The organism is Streptomyces sp. NPDC051976 (assembly GCF_040680795.1).
GTDB lineage: Bacteria > Actinomycetota > Actinomycetes > Streptomycetales > Streptomycetaceae > Actinacidiphila.
Genome location: NZ_JBFAXL010000013.1, coordinates 24,285 through 41,171 on the forward strand (window position 1 = coordinate 24,285; position 16,887 = coordinate 41,171).

Genomic DNA, 16,887 nt, shown 5'->3' on the forward strand with positions numbered 1-16,887 from the left:
GTCACCGTCCGGAGCCCGCCGCCCCGTTGGACTCATGACGCGCCGTCAGCGCGTCGAGTTCGGCGAACAGGGCGGCGGGCTCCGGGCGTTCGATGCGGGCCAGCAGGGTGCGCCAGTGGCGGCGGCCCTCGGTCCACAGGGCGCGGGCGTACGCGCCCGGGGAGTCGTCGGTCGGGGACCGCCGGTCCACTGCCTCGACCGTACGGGCGGGGAGTTCGGCCTCGGCGGCGCGCGACGGGGTGAGCCAGTGGTCGGTACTGTGCTCGGCGAGCCGGGCCATCCACAGCAGATGGCGGGCCGCGTGGGAGAGCGCGTCCTGGGCGCGCAGCCGCTCGCCGCGGGCGGTGACGTGCAGCGCGAGCACCAGCCAGTTGGCGAACCGGCCGCACAGGTCGGCGATCTCGTCCGGCGCGGCCGGGAGTCGGGGCCGCTCGGGCAGCGACCGCAGCACGGGCGTGAGCAGTCCGTCGCGGTCGACCACGACCATCCGCTCCACGGCGGCGCCGCGCGCCGGCCAGTCGGCGACGGACGCGATGTCGCCGGTGGTGGCGAAGTGGAACTCGCCGCGCACCGGCCCGGGGAAGAGCGCCACATGGGTGCCGAACTCGTTGCGCAGCAGCAGGTTGACCGGGGCGATGTCCCGGCACCACCGCTCGGGGTCGAGGGCGGCGCGCCGCGGCGGGTCGAAGAAGAGCCAGAACTCGACGTCGCTGTGGGCGTCACCCTCCCCCGCCGCGAACGATCCGTACATCAGCGCCGCGCCGATCCCCTCGTCGGCGCGGCACTTCTCCCGTACCCGGGCGATGAGTTCGTGCTGGATCACGCCGCCCAGTATGGGTCGCGCCCGGACAGCGCGACAGCGAGTTCCAGATCGCCCGCCCCGGCGGGCGGTTGCACCGGCTCGCCGAAGCCCTTGTACTGGCGGTACATCTCCGCCTGGTCCCTGACGACGGTCAGCAGCAGCGCGGCGGTGGCGTCGTCGGCGCGGTACTCCTGGCCGGTCGCCCTGGCGAGGTCCCAGGTGTGCAGGGCGAGTTCGAGGAAGAGCATCCCGGCGACGGCGTCGGCGGGCATCCCCATGCCGCCCATGTCGACCTCGCCCTCCCAGGCGGCGGGCTCGGCCCAGGCGGCCACCGCGCGGTCCAGCGCCTGGGCGTAGCCGGCCGCCCAGTCCGGGTCGGCGGCGAAGTCGCGCTCTGCGAGGTCCGCGGGGTGCGGTTCGCGGCGGGCGCGCAGCTCCATGCCGAGGCCGGTGTAGGCGACGAGGTGGTTGGCGAGCGCGTGGGTGTCGTAGTCGGGGCAGGGGGTGGGGCCGGAGAGCTGGTCGGGAGTGACCCCGGCCGTGACCCGGGCGGCCTCCCGGGCGGCGTCGGCGATCTGTGCGTGGAAGTTCATGCCCCCGACGCTACGAGGCCGGGGCCGCCCCGTCTTGAACAAACGCGACAGCGGGGTTCGGTGGCCGGACGGCGGCCCGGAGGCCCTGTCAGTGGCAGACCCTAGGCTGGGCGGTATGACGAGGCACGCGATCGGGCGCGGGGTACTGCGTCCCGAGGTGGCCGCAGGCCGGTTCGAGCTGCGCAGCCACGCCCCGGCGGCCGCGCTGGCGGCGTATGTCGAGTTCTACTGGAACCCGCGCTGGGACCTGCGCGGGCAGCCGGACCACGAGCAGAAGGTGCTGGCCCACCCCAATGTGCACCTGGTCTTCGAGCCGCCGGAGCCGACGGTCTACGGGGTGCAGCGCGGGGTGTTCAGCCGGGTGCTGAGCGGCGCGGGCCAGGTGTTCGGGGTGAAGTTCCGGCCCGGTGCCTTCCGGCCGTTCGCCACCGGCCCGGTCGCGGAGCTGGCCGACACCACGGTGCCCGCCGCCACGCTCTTCGGGCCCGAGGTGGCCTGCCTGCAGCCGGAGATCCTGGCGCTGGACGACCCCGCGGAGATGGCCGCGCTCGCCGACGCGTTCCTGCTGGACCGGCTGGAGCGGCTGCCCGGCCCCGATCCGGTGGTCGCCGAGGTGGCGGCGCTGGTGGAGGAGATCACCGCGAGCCCGCAGCTCTTCCGGGTCGACGCGCTGGCCCGCGAGCTGGACATGCCGGTACGGCGGCTGCAGCGGCTCTTCGCCGAGTACGTGGGGGCCAGCCCCAAGTGGGTGCTGCGGCGGGCCCGGCTGCACGAGGCGGCGGCCCGCGCGGACGACGGGGCGGGCATCGACTGGGCCGCGCTGGCCGCCGATCTGGGGTACGCGGACCAGGCCCATCTGACCCGCGACTTCACCGCCGCGGTGGGCGCGCCGCCCAGCCGTTACGCGGGCCGATGAGCCCGACCTCCCGGTTTGTTAGGTGATCCGGCCTCTCGGGGCCATAATGGAGGCAATTCATCGGAGGTCTGGCGCTGCCGACCTGAACCAGGGGAGGGCGCAGATGGCGGTCACCGACGAGGCCATCGAGAAGATCAAGGAGATGATCGTCTCCGGGGCGCTGCGGCCGGGCGACCGGCTGCCCAAGGAGAGCGAACTCGCCTCCGAGCTGGGGCTGTCGCGCAACTCCCTGCGCGAGGCGGTCCGCGCCCTGTCGCTGATCCGCATCCTAGACGTACGCCAGGGCGACGGGACCTACGTCACCAGCCTCGACCCGCAGTTGCTGCTGGAGGCGCTGAGCTTCGTGGTGGACTTCCACCGCGACGACACCGTCCTGGAGTTCCTCGCGGTCCGCCGCATCCTGGAGCCCGCCGCCACCGCGATGGCCGCCGTCCGCATCCCCGTGGAGGAGCTGGACGTCCTGGAGGGCAAGCTGGACGCGCTCGGCCCGCAGCCCTCGGTGGAGGAACTGGTCGCCTCCGACCTGGAGTTCCACCGCGGCATCGTCCAGGGCTCCGGCAACTCCGTCCTCTGCTCCCTCCTCGACGGCCTCTCCGGCCCCACCACCCGCGCCCGCGTCTGGCGCGGCATCACCCAGGAGGACGCGGTCTCCCGCACCCTCCACGAGCACCGCGCCATCCTCACCGCCCTCCGCGACCGCGACGCCGAGGCGGCTCGCGCCTGGGCCACCGTCCACGTGGCGAGCGTCGAGCAATGGCTCCGCTCGACCCTGTAGCCGCCCGGGCGGCGGCTTGCGGTAGTCGCCGGACCTTCCGCCCGGTGACGGGCTGGGCGCGCAGTTCCCCGCGCCCCTGAGTGGTGCACCTCTTCCGCGGTGATCAGCCACCACCCACCAGGGGCGCGGGGAACTGCGCGAGCAACCACCCACCGGCGGAAGGTCCGGCGACGACTTCAGGCGGCTGGGCGGGCGGCTACCCCAGGCCGTAGACGGCGGCGGCGTTGCCGCCGAAGACGGCGTCCCGTTCCTCGGAACCGAGGCCGGAGGCCGCCTGCTCGGCGAGGGCGAAGACGTCCGTGTACTGGGCGGCGAGGGTACAGACGGGCCAGTCAGAGCCGAAGAGAAGGCGGTCGGGGCCGAAGGCGTCGAGGAGGTGCCGGGCGTAGGGGAGGACGTCGCGGGGCCGCCACTCCTGCCAGTCGGCCTCGGTGACGAGGCCGGACAGCTTGCAGCTGACATGCGGGAGGGCGGCCAGCTCCGTGATGTGGGCCGCCCACGGCTCCCAGCCGCCCGCGGCGACCGGGGGCTTGCCGCCGTGGTCGAGGACGAAGCGCAGCCCCGGCAGGGCGCGTGCGGTCTCGACGGCCACGGGGAGGTGGAGCGGGGTCACCAGGAGGTCGTAGACCAGGCCGGCCTCGGCGACGGCGGACAGCCCGGCGCGGACGTCGGGGCGGGCCAGCCACCGCGGGTCCGCCTCGTCCTGCACCTGGTGCCGGATCCCGGCCAACGGCCCGTCCAGCGAGGCCAGCACCTCGGGCAGCGCCGGGTCGGTGAGGTCGGCCCAGCCGACGACGCCGGCGATCCGGCCGCCCGACTTCCCGGCGATGTCCAGCAGTTCCCTGGTCTCGTCCAGCGAGGAGCTGGACTGGACGAGCACGGTGGCGTCGATCCCGTGCGCGTCCAGGTGCGGCACGAGGTCCGCGAACCGGAAGGTACGGGCTATCGGGTCGAGTTCAGGACCCGTCATCCACGGCTGCGGCCGCCGGTCGAGGTCCCACAGGTGGTGGTGCGCGTCGATCCGCATCGGCTCAGCCCTCCTGGGCCGCGGTCAGCGGCAGCGGCACATCCGCGTCCAGCAGCCCCTCGGCCACCAGCGCGTGCCACATCGCGTCGGGGATGTCGTACGAGAAGAGCGCCGCGTTGTCCCGCACCTCCTCGGGGCCGGCGGCGCCCACCACGGCGGAGACCACCGAGGGGTGCGCGAAGGGGTAGCGCAGCGCGGCGGCCCGCAGCGGGACGCCGTACCCGGCGCACACCGCCTGCATCGCCTGCGCGCGGGCGAGGATCTCCGGCGGCGCCTGCGCGTAGTCGTAGTGCGCCCCGGGCCGCGGGTCGGCGAGCAGCCCGGAGTTGTAGACGCCGCCGACGACGACCTGGGTGCCGCGCTTCTCGCAGACGGGGAGCAGGTCGTCCAGCGCGGTGCGCTCCAGCAGGGTCCAGCGGCCCGCGCAGAGCACCACGTCGACGTCCAGGTCGGCCACCAGCCGGGCGAGCACGTCGCTGTGGTTCATGCCGAAGCCGATGGCCTTGACCACGCCCTGGTCGCGCAGCGCGGCCAGCGCCGGGAAGCCGCTGTCGTAGACCTGCGGGAGGTGGTTCTCCACGTCGTGCAGGTAGACGATGTCGACGAAGTCCAGGCCGAGCCGCTCCAGGGAGCCCTCCAGCGTGGCGCGGATGCCGTCGGCGGTGAAGTCCCACTCCCGGGCGCGGGCCGGGACGTCGGCGAAGCCCTGCGGGTCGGGCGCCTCCCCCGGGCGCAGGTCGCGCAGCCGCCGTCCGACCTTGGTGGACAGCACGTACGACGACCGGTCCCGCCCGGCCAGCGCCCGGCCCAGCCGCTCCTCGGACCGGCCGAGGCCGTAGTGCGGTGCGGTGTCCAGGTAGTGGCAGCCGGTCGCGAACGCGGCGTCCACCGTCGCGTCGGCCTCCTCGTCGGTGATCACGCGGTACAGATTGGCCAGCGGCGCACAGCCGAGGCCGAGCCGGGGCAGAGCCGGTACGGGCATGGTGCGGTGTCCCTCTCCTCCTGGGCGGTCCCGCTCAGTCCTGCTTCTCGCCGCTGGCGAAGCGGGAGATGATCAGCGCGACGATGATGATGGCACCGTAGAGGAACTTGTCCCACAGCGGCGGCACTCCGCCGAGAGTGGTCACGTTCACCACGAGTTGCAGCGCGATGACACCGGTCAGGGCGCCGAACAGGGTGCCGCGGCCGCCGTTGAGGCTGACGCCGCCGATGACGGTGGCGGCGAAGACCTGGAAGATCCAGCCGTCGCCCTGGGTGGCGGAGATCGCGCCGTAGTGGCCGACGTACAGCACACCGGCGAAGGCCGCGAGCAGCCCGCCGAGCGCCAGCACGATCCAGGTGATGCGGTCGACCCGGATACCGGCCGCGCGAGCGGCCTCCTTGTTGCCGCCGATCGCGTACAGCGCGCGGCCGTGCCGCAGGTACCCGAGCGCGGCGCCGCCGATCGCGAAGAGCACCAGGCAGATCCAGACGGCGGCCGGGGCGCCGATCCAGGACGCCTTTCCGAGGTAGGAGAAGGAGTCCGGCACCTCGACGATGGACTTGCCCTGGGCGACGCCGTCCTGGAGGCCGCGCAGCATGGTGAGCATGCCCAGGGTGGCGATGAAGCCGTTGACCCGCAGCTTGAGGATGAGGAAGCCGTTGAAGGCGCCGATGGCCAGGCCCACCAGCAGGCAGAGCGGGATCGAGGTCCAGCCGGGGAACAGGCCGATGCCGTGGAAGGTGGCGGGTCCGCTGCTGGGCATCACCAGCCACATCGCGATGACCGGCGCGACGCCGATCGTCGACTCCAGCGACAGGTCCATCCGGCCGCAGATCAGGATCATCGCCTCGGCGAGCACCAGCAGGCTCAGTTCGGTGGTCTGCTGGAGGACGCCGATGAGGTTGTCGGAGGTGAGGAAGACCGGCGAGACGATGAAGCCGATCACGCCGAGGACGAAGATCACCGGGATCAGCGAGAGGTCCCGGTAGCGGGCGAGCTGGAACCGCGGCGAGGGGCTGCGTGCCCGGTCGGGCGCGGCCAGTTCGGCGCTCAGCTGGGTGGTGTCGCTCATGACTCGGCTCCCTTTTCGCCGCCCGCGCCCGCGGGCAGTCCCTCCATCGCCGAGACCAGGTCCCGGTCGGTCCATCCGCTGCCGAACTCGGCGATCACCGTGCCGTGGAACAGCGCGATCACCCGGTCGCACACCCGCAGGTCGTCCAGTTCGTCGGAGACGACCACGGCCGCGTCGCCGCGGTCGGCGACTGACCGGACGACGCCGAGCAGCGCGTCCTTCGATTTCACGTCCACTCCCGCGGTGGGGCGGATCGCGATCAGCACCCGCGGGTCGCGGGCCAGCGCCCGCGCGATGACGACCTTCTGCTGGTTGCCGCCCGACAGGTCGGAGACCGACTGGGCGGGCCCCGAGGTCTTGATGTCCAGCGAGTCGATCATGCGCTGGGCGAACGCCCGGGTCCGCGACGGCAGTACGGTGCCGTACGGGCCGAGCTGGTCGGCCACGGTGAGCGTGGCGTTCTCCGCGACGCTGCGGCCGGGCACCAGGCCCTGGCGGTGCCGGTCCTCGGGGACGTACCCGATGCCCGCGCCGAGCGCGTGCGGCACGCTGCCCGGGCGCACCGCCCTGCCGTTGACCGTGGTGCGGCCCGCGGTGGGCTTGCGCAGGCCCACCAGGGTCTCGCCCAGCGCGGTGTTGCCGCTGGCCGTCGCCCCGGCCAGGCCCAGCACCTCGCCGGGCCGCACCGCGAAGTCGATCGGCCGGAAGACGCCGTCGAGCGCGAGCGCCTCGGCGCTGAGCACCGGCTCGACGCCGGCGCCCTGCGCCGCTTCGAGGGGCCGCCCGCCCTTCGCGGCGGGCGCGTGCCAGGCCGACGCCGCCTGGCCCGCCTCCCCCGTCATGGCCTCCACGAGTTCCGCCTTGCCCAGTTCCGCGACGGGCGCGGTGAGCACATGGCGGGCGTCCCGGTAGACCGTCACCGTGCTGCACAGGTCGTAGACCTCCTGCAGGTGGTGCGAGATGAACAGGAACGCCACGCCCTGCCGCTGGAGTTCGCGCAGCTTGGTGAAGAGCCGCTCGATGCCGCCCGCGTCGAGCTGGGCGGTGGGCTCGTCGAGGATGATGAAGCGGGCGCCGAAGGACAGGGCGCGCGCGATCTCGACGAACTGCCCCTGCTCGACGGTCAGGTCACCGGCGCGGGCGGCCGGGTCGACGTCCACGCCGTACTCGGCCAGCAGGTCGCGCGCCTTCTCGCGCAGCCTGGGCCACCGGATGCGGCCGCTGTCGAACCGGTTGAGGAACAGGTTCTCCGCGACCGTCAGGTCCGGTACGACCATCGACTTCTGGTAGACGCAGGCCACCTTGGACTGCCAGGCGGCGGTGTCCCCCGGGGCGGGCGCGGGTGCGCCCTGGAAGGCGACCCGGCCCGCGTCCGGGCTCTGCAGCCCGGTCAGTACCGATACGAGGGTGGACTTGCCCGCGCCGTTGCGGCCGACCAGTGCGTGCGAGTCGCCCGCGGCGACGGTGATCCGCACTCCGTCCAGCGCGACGGTGGGCCCGAAGCGTTTGACGACGCCTTCCGCGTGGACCGCGGGCGGCGGCGAGGCGAGGCTGCTTGATCCGACGGCTTTGGTCATGGCAGGTTCAGCTCTTCCCGAGCTGGTTGGCCCACAGGCTGGGGTCGTCCACGTTGGCCTTGGTCACCAGCGGGGCGGGCAGCTGGTCCTCCAGGCCGTTGGGTATCGCCACGATGGTCGAGTTGTGGTCCGTCGGGCCGGGGTGCTGGACCGTCCCGGCGAGCGCGGCCTTGGCGTAGGCCAGCGCGTACTTGGCGTAGAGGTCGGCGGGCTGGGAGATGGTGGCGTCGATCTGACCGGCCTTGATCGCCTTGAACTCCTCCGGGATGCCGTCGTTGGAGATGATCGTGATGTGGCCCGGTGTCCCCGGCGGCTTCAGCAGGTGCTTCTGCTCCAGGAGCGCCAGGGTCGGCTGCAGGAAGACACCGCCGGCCTGCATGTAGATGCCGTTGATGTCCGGGTTGGCGGCCAGCGTGGTCTGCAGCTTGGCCGACGCGACGTCGCCCTTCCAGTCCGTGGCCAGCGGGAACAGCTGGATGTGCGGGAACTCGGTCTGCATGCAGGCGGCGAACGCCTCGGAGCGGTCACGGCCGTTGATGGAGTCCAGCGCGCCCTCGAACTCGACGACCTTGCCCTTGCCCTTGAGCTGCTGGCCCAGGTACTCGCACGCCTTGGTGCCGTACGCCTTGTTGTCGGCGCGCACCACCATGTAGACCTTGCCCTTGTCCGGGCGGGTGTCGACGCTGATGACGGGGATGTTCTTCTTGGCGAGGGTGTCCAGCGTGGAGGCGATCGCGCCGGTGTCCTGCGGGGCCATCACGATGGCCTTGGCGCCCTCGTTGGTGAACGTCTGGACGTTGGCGACCAGCTTGCCGATGTCGTTCTGCGAGTTGCTGCGGGGCAGCGCGGAGACGACGCCGTCCTTGACGCCCTTCTCGATGTAGTTGTTGTACGAGTTCCAGAAGTCGCTGTCGGAGCGGGGCAGGTCGATACCCACCTTGCCCGACGTCCCCGCCTTGCTGTCACTGCCCCGGTTGCACGCGGCCAGCGCGGTGAGGGCGAGGAGCGCGGCACAGGCGGCCACTGTCGTTCTGCGCACTCTCATCGTCGATTCCTCTTTCTTGTCCCGTGTTCTGTGTTCTGGGTTCTGTCGGCTCTGTCGGCTCTGCGGGTCGGGCACTGCTGGGTGGTGCGGACGTACGACGGCGGGCGGTTCGGGCGCCCGCCGGGTCTCAGGGGGCGGGGCGCAGGCGCAGTCCCTGCATTCCGCCGTCGACGGCGAGCGCGGTGCCGGTGACGCTGGCGGCCGCGGGGCTCGCCAGGTAGACGATGGCCGCGGCGACCTCGTCGGCGGTGACCAGCCGGCCCAGCGGCTGACGGGCGTTGAGGGCCGCGCGCTCGGCGGCCGGGTCCTCGGCCTGGTCGAGCAGCCGGCCTATCCAGGGGGTGTCGGCGGTCCCCGGATTGACGCAGTTGACGCGGACGCCCTCGCGTACGTGGTCGGCGGCCATCGCCAGGGTGAGCGCGAGCACCGCTCCCTTGCTGGCGCTGTACAGCGCGCGCTGGGGCAGTCCCGCGGTCGCGGCGATGGAGCAGGTGTGGGTGATGGAGGCGGTGCCCGGCCGGGCGGCGGCGGCCTTCCGCAGATGCGGCAGCGCGGCGCGGGCGGCCCGCACCATGCCGAGCACATTGATGTCGAGCACCCGCGCCCACTCGTCGTCGGCGTTGTCCTCGACGGTGCCGATGGCGCCGATCCCGGCGTTGCTCACCAGGATGTGCAGCGAGCCCAGTTCGCGTACGGCAGTGTCGACCGCGGTACGCACCGCGTCGTCGGAGGTCACGTCGGCGGTGACCGGGAAGGTGCCCGCCGGGGCGCCCGAGGGCTCGCGGTCGAGTACGGCGACCCGGGCGCCGCGGGCGGTGAGCAGCGCGGCGGTCGCGGCGCCGATCCCGGAGGCGCCACCGGTGACGAGTGCGGTGAGTCCGGCGAGGTCCTGCCCGGAGGCGGGGCCGGGGGTGGGCGCGGTGGTCATCGGGTGAGCTCCTGTCGGGCCAGCCACACCGGTCCGTCCGGGTAGCGGTAGTCGGCGAGCGACTCCGGGACCATACGGGCGGAGAAGCCGGGAGCGGCAGGGGCCCGGTAGCGCCCGCGGTCCATCACCACCGGGTCGGTGAAGTGCTCGTGGAGGTGCGGGACGTACTCGATGACGCGGCCGGTGAGGCTGCCGGAGACCGCCACGTAGTCGAAGATCGACAGGTGCTGGACCAGCTCGCACAGGCCCACGCCGCCGGCGTGCGGGCAGACGGGCACGCCGAACTTGGCGGCGAGCAGCAGGATGGCGAGGTTCTCGTTGACCCCGGCGACCCGTGCGGCGTCGATCTGGACGAAGTCCACCGCGCCGGCCTGGAGGAGCTGCTTGAAGACCACCCGGTTGGCGACGTGCTCGCCGGTGGCGACCCTGACGGGCTGCCCGGCGCGGATCGCCGCGTGCGCGAGGATGTCGTCGGGGCTGGTGGGCTCCTCGATCCAGTACGGGTCGAAGGGTGCCAGCTCGCGCATCCAGTCCACCGCCTGGGCCACGTCCCAGCGCTGGTTGGCGTCGACGGCGATCCGGATGTCGGGGCCGACCGCCTCGCGGGCCAGCCGCATCCGGCGCACGTCGTCCTCGACGCTGCCGCCGACCTTGAGCTTGATCTGGGTGAAGCCCTCGGCCACGGCCTCCTTGGCCAGCCGGGTCAGCTTCTCGTCGGAGTAGCCGAGCCAGCCCGGTTCCGTGGTGTAGGCCGGGTAGCCGTCGCGGCGCATCTCCGCGGCGCGTGCCGCCCGACCGGGCTCGGCGCGGCGCAGGATGTCCAGCGCCTCCTCGCGGGTCAGGGCGTCGCTGAGGTAGCGGAAGTCGACCAGGTCGACGAGCTGCTCGGGGCTCATCCCCGCGAGCAGCTCCCAGACGGGCTTGCCCGCCTGCCGGGCGGCCAGGTCCCAGGCGGCGTTGACCACCGCGCCGGCCGCCATGTGCATCACGCCCTTCTCCGGGCCGAGCCAGCGCAGTTGGGAGTCGTGGGTGAGCAACCGGTAGAACCCGCCGAGATCGCCCGTGACACTGTCCACGGAGCGTCCGACCACATAGGGTCGGAGTGCCTTGACCGCGGCGGCCACGACATCGTTGCCGCGCCCGATCGTGAAGCACAGTCCGTACCCCGCCAGACCGCCGGGCGAGTCCGTACGGAGCATCACGTAGGCGGCGGAGTAGTCGGGGTCGGGGTTCATGGCGTCCGAGCCGTCGAGCTGCTCCGAGGTCGGAAAGCGGATGTCGTACACATCGACCTCGGTAATGGTCGGACTCATGTACACCCCCATCACTAGACATCGGATCTTTTCTCTGTGATCCGATGTATAGCCGGATGCTCACCCGCATGTCCAGGGGATACGCAAATCTCGTGGATAACAGATCGGATGTCTGACCGGCCGCCATGGCAGAACGCGCGCTCTCGGGCCGCGCCGGGGGCGGAACCGGCCGCTCCGCCCGGGACGCGCCCGCGACGGCCGCCGGGCCCGGGGCGTACACGCCCGCACCCTGGGGATCATCCTCCTACGAGGACTGCGGCAGCCGCCGTGGTACGCCGTAGGCTGGTGCCGCACGTAAGAGAACAGCAGCCGGTACGGGGACGGCACCGCCCCCTCCGGCCGGAAGGAGGCGCTGGGTGATCGAGCTGGAGGGGGTACCCGAGCTCATCGACCCGGTCATGGTGGCCGCGTTCGAGGGCTGGAACGACGCCGGGGACGCAGCCTCCACCGCGGTCGGCCACATGGACCGGGAGTTCAAGGGCGAGGTCTTCGCCGCGCTCGACGCCGAGGACTACTACGACTTCCAGGTCAACCGGCCCACCGTCTGGATGGACGCCGGGGTACGCCGCGTCGTCTGGCCCACCACCCGGCTGTCCGTGGTCAGGATCCAGTCGCCCAAGCCCCGCGACCTGGTCCTGGTACGCGGTATCGAACCGAGCATGCGGTGGCGCTCGTTCTGCAACGAGATCCTCGGCTTCGCCCACGAGTTGGGCGTCGAGATGGTCGTGGTGCTGGGCGCGCTGCTCGGCGACACCCCGCACACGCGCCCGGTCCCGGTCACCGGGGTGACCTCCGACCCGGACCTGGCCACCGCGCTCAGCCTGGAGGAGTCCCGCTACGAAGGGCCCACCGGCATCGTCGGCATCCTCCAGGAAGCCTGCACGCACGCGGGCATCCCGGCGGTGAGCCTGTGGGCCGCGGTCCCGCACTATGTGTCGCAGCCGCCCAACCCCAAGGCCACCCTCGCCCTCCTCAACCGGCTGGAGGACCTGCTGGACCTGCGGATCCCGCAGGGCGAACTCCCCGAGGACGCCCGCGCCTGGCAGGTCGGCGTGGACCAGCTCGCGGCCGAGGACAGCGAGGTCGCGGAGTACGTACAGACCCTGGAGGAGGCGCGGGACACCGCCGAGCTGCCCGAGGCGTCGGGCGAGGCCATCGCCAAGGAGTTCGAGCGCTATCTGCGCCGCCGCGACCCGCAGGCCGGGGAGTACGCCAGCGAGGGCGACGGCGGGGTGCCGCAGTTCCGCGACCGCCCGCAGCCGCCGCGCGCCGAGACCGGCACGGACACCGACGAGAAGGACGACGCCGACGCCGACGACGCGGACACCTCGGACGACGACTAGCGGTCCCCGCGGTCCGCACAGCGCGAGAGGGCGCCCGCCGGCCGGCGGGCGCCCTCTCGGCCGCGGGTGGTGCTACAGGGCCACGCCGAGCAGCGCGTCCACCGCGCGGGAGACGAGGCCGGGGGCGCCGGTGTCGGTGCCGCCCTCCGTCTCCTGGACGGCGGCCCAGGCGTCGACGGCGGCCAGCGCGCCGGGCGCGTCGAGGTCGTCGGCGAGCGCCTCGCGGATCTGCTCCAGGAGCGCGTCGGCGGACGGCCCGTCGGGCCGCGAGACGGCGGCGCGCCAGCGGGCCAGCCGCCGCTGGGCCTCGTCGAGCACCGCGTCGGTCCACTCCCAGTCCGCCCGGTAGTGGTGTGCCAGCAGCGCCAGCCGGATCGCCGCCGGGTCCACGCCGTCACGGCGCAGGGTGGAGACGAAGACCAGGTTGCCCTTGGACTTGGACATCTTCTCGCCGTTGAGCCCGACCATCCCGGCGTGCACGTACGCCTTCGCGTACGGGTACTCGCCGGTCAGCACCTGCGCGTGCGAGGCGCCCATCTCGTGGTGCGGGAAGGCCAGGTCGGATCCGCCGCCCTGGACGTCGAATCCCATGCCGAGGTGGTCGAGGGCGATGGCCACGCACTCGATGTGCCAGCCGGGCCTGCCGGGGCCCAGCGAGGCGCCGTCCCAGCTCGGCTCGCCCTCGCGGGCGGCCAGCCACAGCATCGGGTCCAGCGGGTTCTTCTTGCCCGGCCGGTCCGGGTCGCCGCCGCGCTCCGCGGACAGGATGCGCATCGCGGTGGCGTCGAGCCCGGAGACCTTGCCGAAGTCCGGGTCGGACTCGACGGAGAAGTAGATGTCGCCGCCGAGTTCGTACGCCGCGCCCGCGGCGCGCAGCCGCTCGATCAGCGGCACGATGCCGGGTATGGCCTCGACCGCGCCGACGTAGTGGGCGGGCGGCAGCATCCGCAGGGCCGTCATGTCCTCGCGGAAGAGCGCGGTCTCCCGCTCGGCGAGCGCCGTCCAGTCGTCGCCGGTGGCGTCGGCCCGCTCCAGCAGCGGGTCGTCGATGTCGGTGACGTTCTGGACGTACTCGACCTGCCGCTTCGTGTCGAGCCACACGCGCTGCACCAGGTCGAACGCGTTGTAGGTGGCCGCGTGCCCCAGGTGGGTGGCGTCGTAGGGGGTGATCCCGCAGACGTAGATCCGGGCGACGGGGCCCGGGTCGATGGTCAGCGGGCCACCGGTGGCGGTGTCGTGGAGACGGAGAGCGCGTCCGGTGCCGGGAAGGGCGGGGACGTCGGAAGCGGGCCAGGCATGCATGTCATGAGATTAACCGGGTGTCCCACCGGCAAACGACCCGGAGCCGTCCAGTCGGCCCTGGGACGATCAGACCGGTGGCCAGGGGATCGACGGCCACTCGCCGCTGGGCACGGGATGGATGCCGGTCCGCAGCAGCCGGCCGGTCCTGGCCCGTACGGCCTCGGTCTCGTCCTCGGTGATCAGCTCGCGCAGCCGCTCCCCCAGGGCCCCGGACAGCTCCGCGTACAGCGCCTCCAGTACGGTGACGGACTCGGCGGGCAGCGGTTCGCCCGCCCAGCCCCACAGCAGGGTGCGCAGCTTGTCGTCGGTGTGGAAGGTCACGCCGTGGTCGATGCCGTAGAGGCGTCCGTCGGCGGCGGGGAGCAGATGGCCGCCCTTGCGGTCGGCGTTGTTGATGACGGCGTCAAGTACGGCCAGGCGCCGCAGGCGTATGTCGTCGGCGTGCACCAGAAGCGCGCTGCGGCCCTCCTCCAGCTGCGCCTCGACGACCGCCTTCCAGCCGGGCGCGGGCTCGCCGACGTCGGTGAGCGCCAGCAGTTGCGGCGCGCCCTCGCCGTCCGCCCCGCCGTCACCGTCGCCCTCGCCGTCCTGCGCGGCCTCGATCCACAGCTGGACCATGCCCTCGCCGTACGGTCCCTCGCGCAGCACGGTCGGCGGCACCAGGCCCCAGCCGGTGGCCTCGGAGACCAGGTAGGCGGCGACCTCGCGCTGGGCCAGGGTGCCATCGGGGAAGTCCCACAGCGGCCGCTCCCCGGCCACCGGTTTGTACACGCAGGCCAGGGTGCGGCCCTCGTGGACGGTCTCGCAGTACAGCACGGCGTTGGAGGCCTCGCGGATCCGGCCTCGTACGGTCAGCTCACCATGGGTGAGCGCCTCCGTGACCGGGGTCAGGCCGACCTCCGGTACCCGTTCTGACGCGGGCATACGTGTCCTTCCGGATCCAGGGGGAGGCTGCACAGGGGGCAGGGCGGGCGGCCGGCGGAGACCACGTCGAGGGCGCGCTTGGCGAACGAGCGGGCCTGGGCGCCGGTCAGCATGACGCGCAGCAGCGGGGGGCCGTTCTCGTCGTCCTGGAGCAGCTCTTCCTCGGCCGCCTCCAGGTCGTCCTCGGAGTCGCCGGTCAGCTCGACCAGCGCCTGCGCCTCGATCACCATCCGCTCGTGGGCGCCGTCCCAGGCAAGTGCCATGGTGCCGACCCGGAACTCCTCCTCGACGGGCGCGTCCAAAGGGGCGGAGTCGGCGAGTTCCGTCGGGGCGACCGCGGGCACCGGGGCGCTGCCGCCGGTCCTGCGCACCACCTCGTCGAGCAGCTCGTCGATCCGCTCGGCGAGCGCGGCCACCTGGGTCTTCTCCAGCGCGACGCTGGTGGTCCGGCCCGAGGCGGTGGCCTGCAGAAAGAACGTCCGCTGGCCCGGCTGGCCGACGGTTCCGGCCACGAATCGGTCCGGTTGCTCGTAGAAGAAGACCTGACGGGGCACGTCCTGCTCCGTTTGCTCGACTGTTCGGCTGGTGGGTCAGCGGCGGGGGGACTCAAGCGTTGCGCTGCCGGTCCACCACCCTACTGCGGAAGCTGATCACGAGGCGCCTGTGGAGCCCCCGACCACGGCGTCGTCGCTGCGGGCCGCGTCTCCGCCGGTGCCCGCGGCGGTCGCTCCGGTCCCGGACGGCGGGGGCGGGGTGAGCGGGGTGAGGTCGCCGGTGTCACCGAGCCGCAGCAGGAACGGGCGGTGCGGGGTGTAGCGGATCACCGTCACGGAACACGGGTCGGTGCTGATCCGCTGGAAGAGGTCGAGGTGCATGCCGAGGGCGTCGGCGGCCAGCGACTTGATGATGTCGCCGTGCGAGCAGACCACGTACAGCGCGTCGGGTCCGTGCTCCTGCTCGATCCGCGCGTTCCAGTCGCGTACGGCGTCGACCGCGCGGGCCTGCATGGCCCGCAGCGACTCGCCCTCGACGCCGGGGAAGACCGCGGCCGAGGGGTGGCGCTGGACGGTGGCCCACAGCGGTTCGTCGGCCAGCTCCGACAGCTTGCGGCCGGTCCAGTCGCCGTAGTGGCACTCGCCGATCCGGTCGTCGGTGTGCAGCGGCAGCTCGGGGCGGGTGTCGAGCAGCGGGCGCACGGTCTCCTGGCAGCGCTGCAGCGGGCTGCTGACGACGGCGGCCAGCGGCAGCGGGCCGAGCCGGGCGGCCAGCGCGGTGGCCTGCTCCCGGCCGGTGTCGTCCAGGGCGACGCCCGGACTCCAGCCGGCCAGCACTCCGTCGGCGTTGGCGGTCGACCGGCCGTGCCGGACGAGGATCACGGTGGGCATGCCCGCCACCGTAACCCTTCGCGGGCCGGGCCGTTGTGCTGGGTGACGGCCGTGGCGGGGAAGATCCCCCCGAGCCCCCACCACGGCCGCGGAATTCCGCGATCCGCTGTCTCCCGTGTACCCCTCGCTGTCCTAGCCCCTGGGTAAGGTCTAGCAAGGGTCGAGGGGCCCACGGCAGTTGGGCCCGAGGGCGGGGCCCGGTGGTGGGACAGCGTCGGGATCGCGAAGCGGGTGGAGATGTTCAGCAAGGCGACGAGGAGCCGTCCGACCGCGCACCGGGCGGGTCCCGCGGGGGCGGACTGGTCTCCGTACACGGGTCTCGAGGATGCCGCGGGGGTCTACTTCCTGCACGCGGATGTCGCGCTGGACGCCATCGAGGGGGTGCTCGGCCGCCGCCGGGTGCGCGGCTTCACCCTGGAGCGGGTGGTCGACCTGACGGAGGCCGGTGCCTCGGTCTGGCAGGAGGCCGCGGTGTGCGACGGGCGGCGGCTGATCCTGTGGCACAGCGAGGAGTTGGCCGACGAGAAGGCACCGGGCGGCACCGTACTCGACTCCTCGGTCCAGGTGCTGCCGCTGGACTCGATCGGCCATGTCGGGATGCGCACCCTGGTGGGGCGGGACGAGTCGGGGCGCCGGATCGACCGGGGGGTCTATCTGGTGCTGGCCACCGCGATGCCGCACGAGCTGAGCGCCGTGCAGACCGACCCGGACTCGCCGCTGCCGGTGGCCTCCGCCAGATTCCGCCCCGAAGCCTTCCGTTTCAGCAAGTCGCTGGACGATGGCGGCCCCGGCCAGATAGCCCGGCTGATCGACTTCGGGCGGCTGCTCGGACGGCTGGTTCCCAGCTAGCGCCCTCCCGGGCATACCCAAGTTACTACGGAGTCCATACGTAACGGAACAGTG

The 16,887-nt window shown here is 72.8% G+C and carries 17 protein-coding genes; 4 read left to right on the plus strand and 13 right to left on the minus strand.

Annotated features, from left to right (window positions below; all coding sequences use genetic code 11):
• Position 1: 1 nt before the first annotated feature.
• Both AB0M29_RS16030 and AB0M29_RS16035 read right to left on the minus strand, forming a co-directional pair.
• The gene (locus tag AB0M29_RS16030) at positions 2-823 is read right to left on the minus strand and encodes a nucleotidyltransferase domain-containing protein (RefSeq protein ID WP_365382903.1); all 822 of its coding nucleotides are present in this window, start codon (positions 821-823) and stop codon (positions 2-4) included.
• A complete protein-coding gene (locus tag AB0M29_RS16035; RefSeq protein ID WP_365382904.1) occupies positions 820-1,395 on the minus strand; it encodes a TIGR03086 family metal-binding protein in 576 nt (191 codons plus the stop codon). Before AB0M29_RS16035 ends, AB0M29_RS16030 begins: the two co-directional genes overlap by 4 nt.
• Positions 1,396-1,510: 115 nt before the next feature.
• Between AB0M29_RS16035 and AB0M29_RS16040 the strand changes: the two genes are divergently transcribed.
• Both AB0M29_RS16040 and AB0M29_RS16045 read left to right on the plus strand, forming a co-directional pair.
• The gene (locus AB0M29_RS16040; protein ID WP_365382906.1) at positions 1,511-2,311 is read left to right on the plus strand and encodes a helix-turn-helix domain-containing protein; all 801 of its coding nucleotides are present in this window, start codon (positions 1,511-1,513) and stop codon (positions 2,309-2,311) included.
• Positions 2,312-2,414: 103 nt separating this feature from the next.
• Entirely contained in the window at positions 2,415-3,086 is a 672-nt protein-coding gene (locus AB0M29_RS16045; RefSeq protein WP_365382908.1) for a FadR/GntR family transcriptional regulator, read from the plus strand.
• A gap of 196 nt (positions 3,087-3,282) precedes the next feature.
• On the opposite strand, the gene AB0M29_RS16050 is transcribed toward AB0M29_RS16045, so the two are convergent.
• From AB0M29_RS16050 to AB0M29_RS16080, 7 genes are all read right to left on the minus strand, one after another.
• On the minus strand, positions 3,283-4,113 hold the full coding sequence (locus AB0M29_RS16050) for an amidohydrolase family protein (RefSeq protein ID WP_365382910.1): 831 nt from the start codon (positions 4,111-4,113) through the stop codon (positions 3,283-3,285).
• A 4-nt stretch (positions 4,114-4,117) separates the two neighbouring features.
• Complete coding sequence (locus AB0M29_RS16055) at positions 4,118-5,095, minus strand: aldo/keto reductase (RefSeq protein ID WP_365382912.1); 978 nt, start codon at positions 5,093-5,095, stop codon at positions 4,118-4,120.
• Between the two features lie 34 nt (positions 5,096-5,129).
• Positions 5,130-6,167 carry an ABC transporter permease gene (locus AB0M29_RS16060; protein WP_365382914.1) on the minus strand — a complete coding sequence of 346 codons (1,038 nt, stop codon included), beginning with the start codon at positions 6,165-6,167 and terminating at the stop codon, positions 5,130-5,132.
• On the minus strand, positions 6,164-7,744 hold the full coding sequence (locus AB0M29_RS16065) for a sugar ABC transporter ATP-binding protein (protein WP_365382915.1): 1,581 nt from the start codon (positions 7,742-7,744) through the stop codon (positions 6,164-6,166). Before AB0M29_RS16065 ends, AB0M29_RS16060 begins: the two co-directional genes overlap by 4 nt.
• Before the next feature lie 7 nt (positions 7,745-7,751).
• A complete protein-coding gene (locus AB0M29_RS16070) occupies positions 7,752-8,789 on the minus strand; it encodes a sugar ABC transporter substrate-binding protein (protein WP_365382917.1) in 1,038 nt (345 codons plus the stop codon).
• A gap of 127 nt (positions 8,790-8,916) precedes the next feature.
• Positions 8,917-9,717, minus strand: a complete 801-nt coding sequence (locus AB0M29_RS16075) for an SDR family oxidoreductase (protein WP_365382919.1) — start codon at positions 9,715-9,717, stop codon at positions 8,917-8,919.
• Complete coding sequence (locus AB0M29_RS16080; RefSeq protein WP_365382921.1) at positions 9,714-11,030, minus strand: L-fuconate dehydratase; 1,317 nt, start codon at positions 11,028-11,030, stop codon at positions 9,714-9,716. The genes AB0M29_RS16075 and AB0M29_RS16080 overlap by 4 nt, the downstream gene beginning before the upstream one ends.
• A gap of 356 nt (positions 11,031-11,386) precedes the next feature.
• Here AB0M29_RS16080 and AB0M29_RS16085 point away from each other — a divergent pair, with 356 nt between their 5' ends.
• Entirely contained in the window at positions 11,387-12,373 is a 987-nt protein-coding gene (locus AB0M29_RS16085) for a PAC2 family protein (protein WP_365382923.1), read from the plus strand.
• A 72-nt stretch (positions 12,374-12,445) separates the two neighbouring features.
• On the opposite strand, the gene mshC is transcribed toward AB0M29_RS16085, so the two are convergent.
• The 4 genes from mshC to AB0M29_RS16105 all read right to left on the minus strand — a co-directional run bounded on the left by mshC (position 12,446) and on the right by AB0M29_RS16105 (position 15,984).
• On the minus strand, positions 12,446-13,675 hold the full coding sequence (gene mshC, locus AB0M29_RS16090) for a cysteine--1-D-myo-inosityl 2-amino-2-deoxy-alpha-D-glucopyranoside ligase (protein ID WP_365382925.1): 1,230 nt from the start codon (positions 13,673-13,675) through the stop codon (positions 12,446-12,448).
• A gap of 66 nt (positions 13,676-13,741) precedes the next feature.
• Complete coding sequence (locus AB0M29_RS16095) at positions 13,742-14,599, minus strand: SCO1664 family protein (RefSeq protein ID WP_365382927.1); 858 nt, start codon at positions 14,597-14,599, stop codon at positions 13,742-13,744.
• Positions 14,563-15,153 carry a DUF3090 domain-containing protein gene (locus AB0M29_RS16100; RefSeq protein ID WP_365382929.1) on the minus strand — a complete coding sequence of 197 codons (591 nt, stop codon included), beginning with the start codon at positions 15,151-15,153 and terminating at the stop codon, positions 14,563-14,565. Before AB0M29_RS16100 ends, AB0M29_RS16095 begins: the two co-directional genes overlap by 37 nt.
• Before the next feature lie 96 nt (positions 15,154-15,249).
• Positions 15,250-15,984, minus strand: coding sequence for a histidine phosphatase family protein (locus tag AB0M29_RS16105; RefSeq protein ID WP_365382931.1), 735 nt, complete (start codon positions 15,982-15,984; stop codon positions 15,250-15,252).
• 237 nt (positions 15,985-16,221) lie between these two features.
• Between AB0M29_RS16105 and AB0M29_RS16110 the strand changes: the two genes are divergently transcribed.
• Positions 16,222-16,833, plus strand: a complete 612-nt coding sequence (locus tag AB0M29_RS16110; protein WP_365383106.1) for a hypothetical protein — start codon at positions 16,222-16,224, stop codon at positions 16,831-16,833.
• The last annotated feature ends 54 nt before the right edge of the window (positions 16,834-16,887 follow it).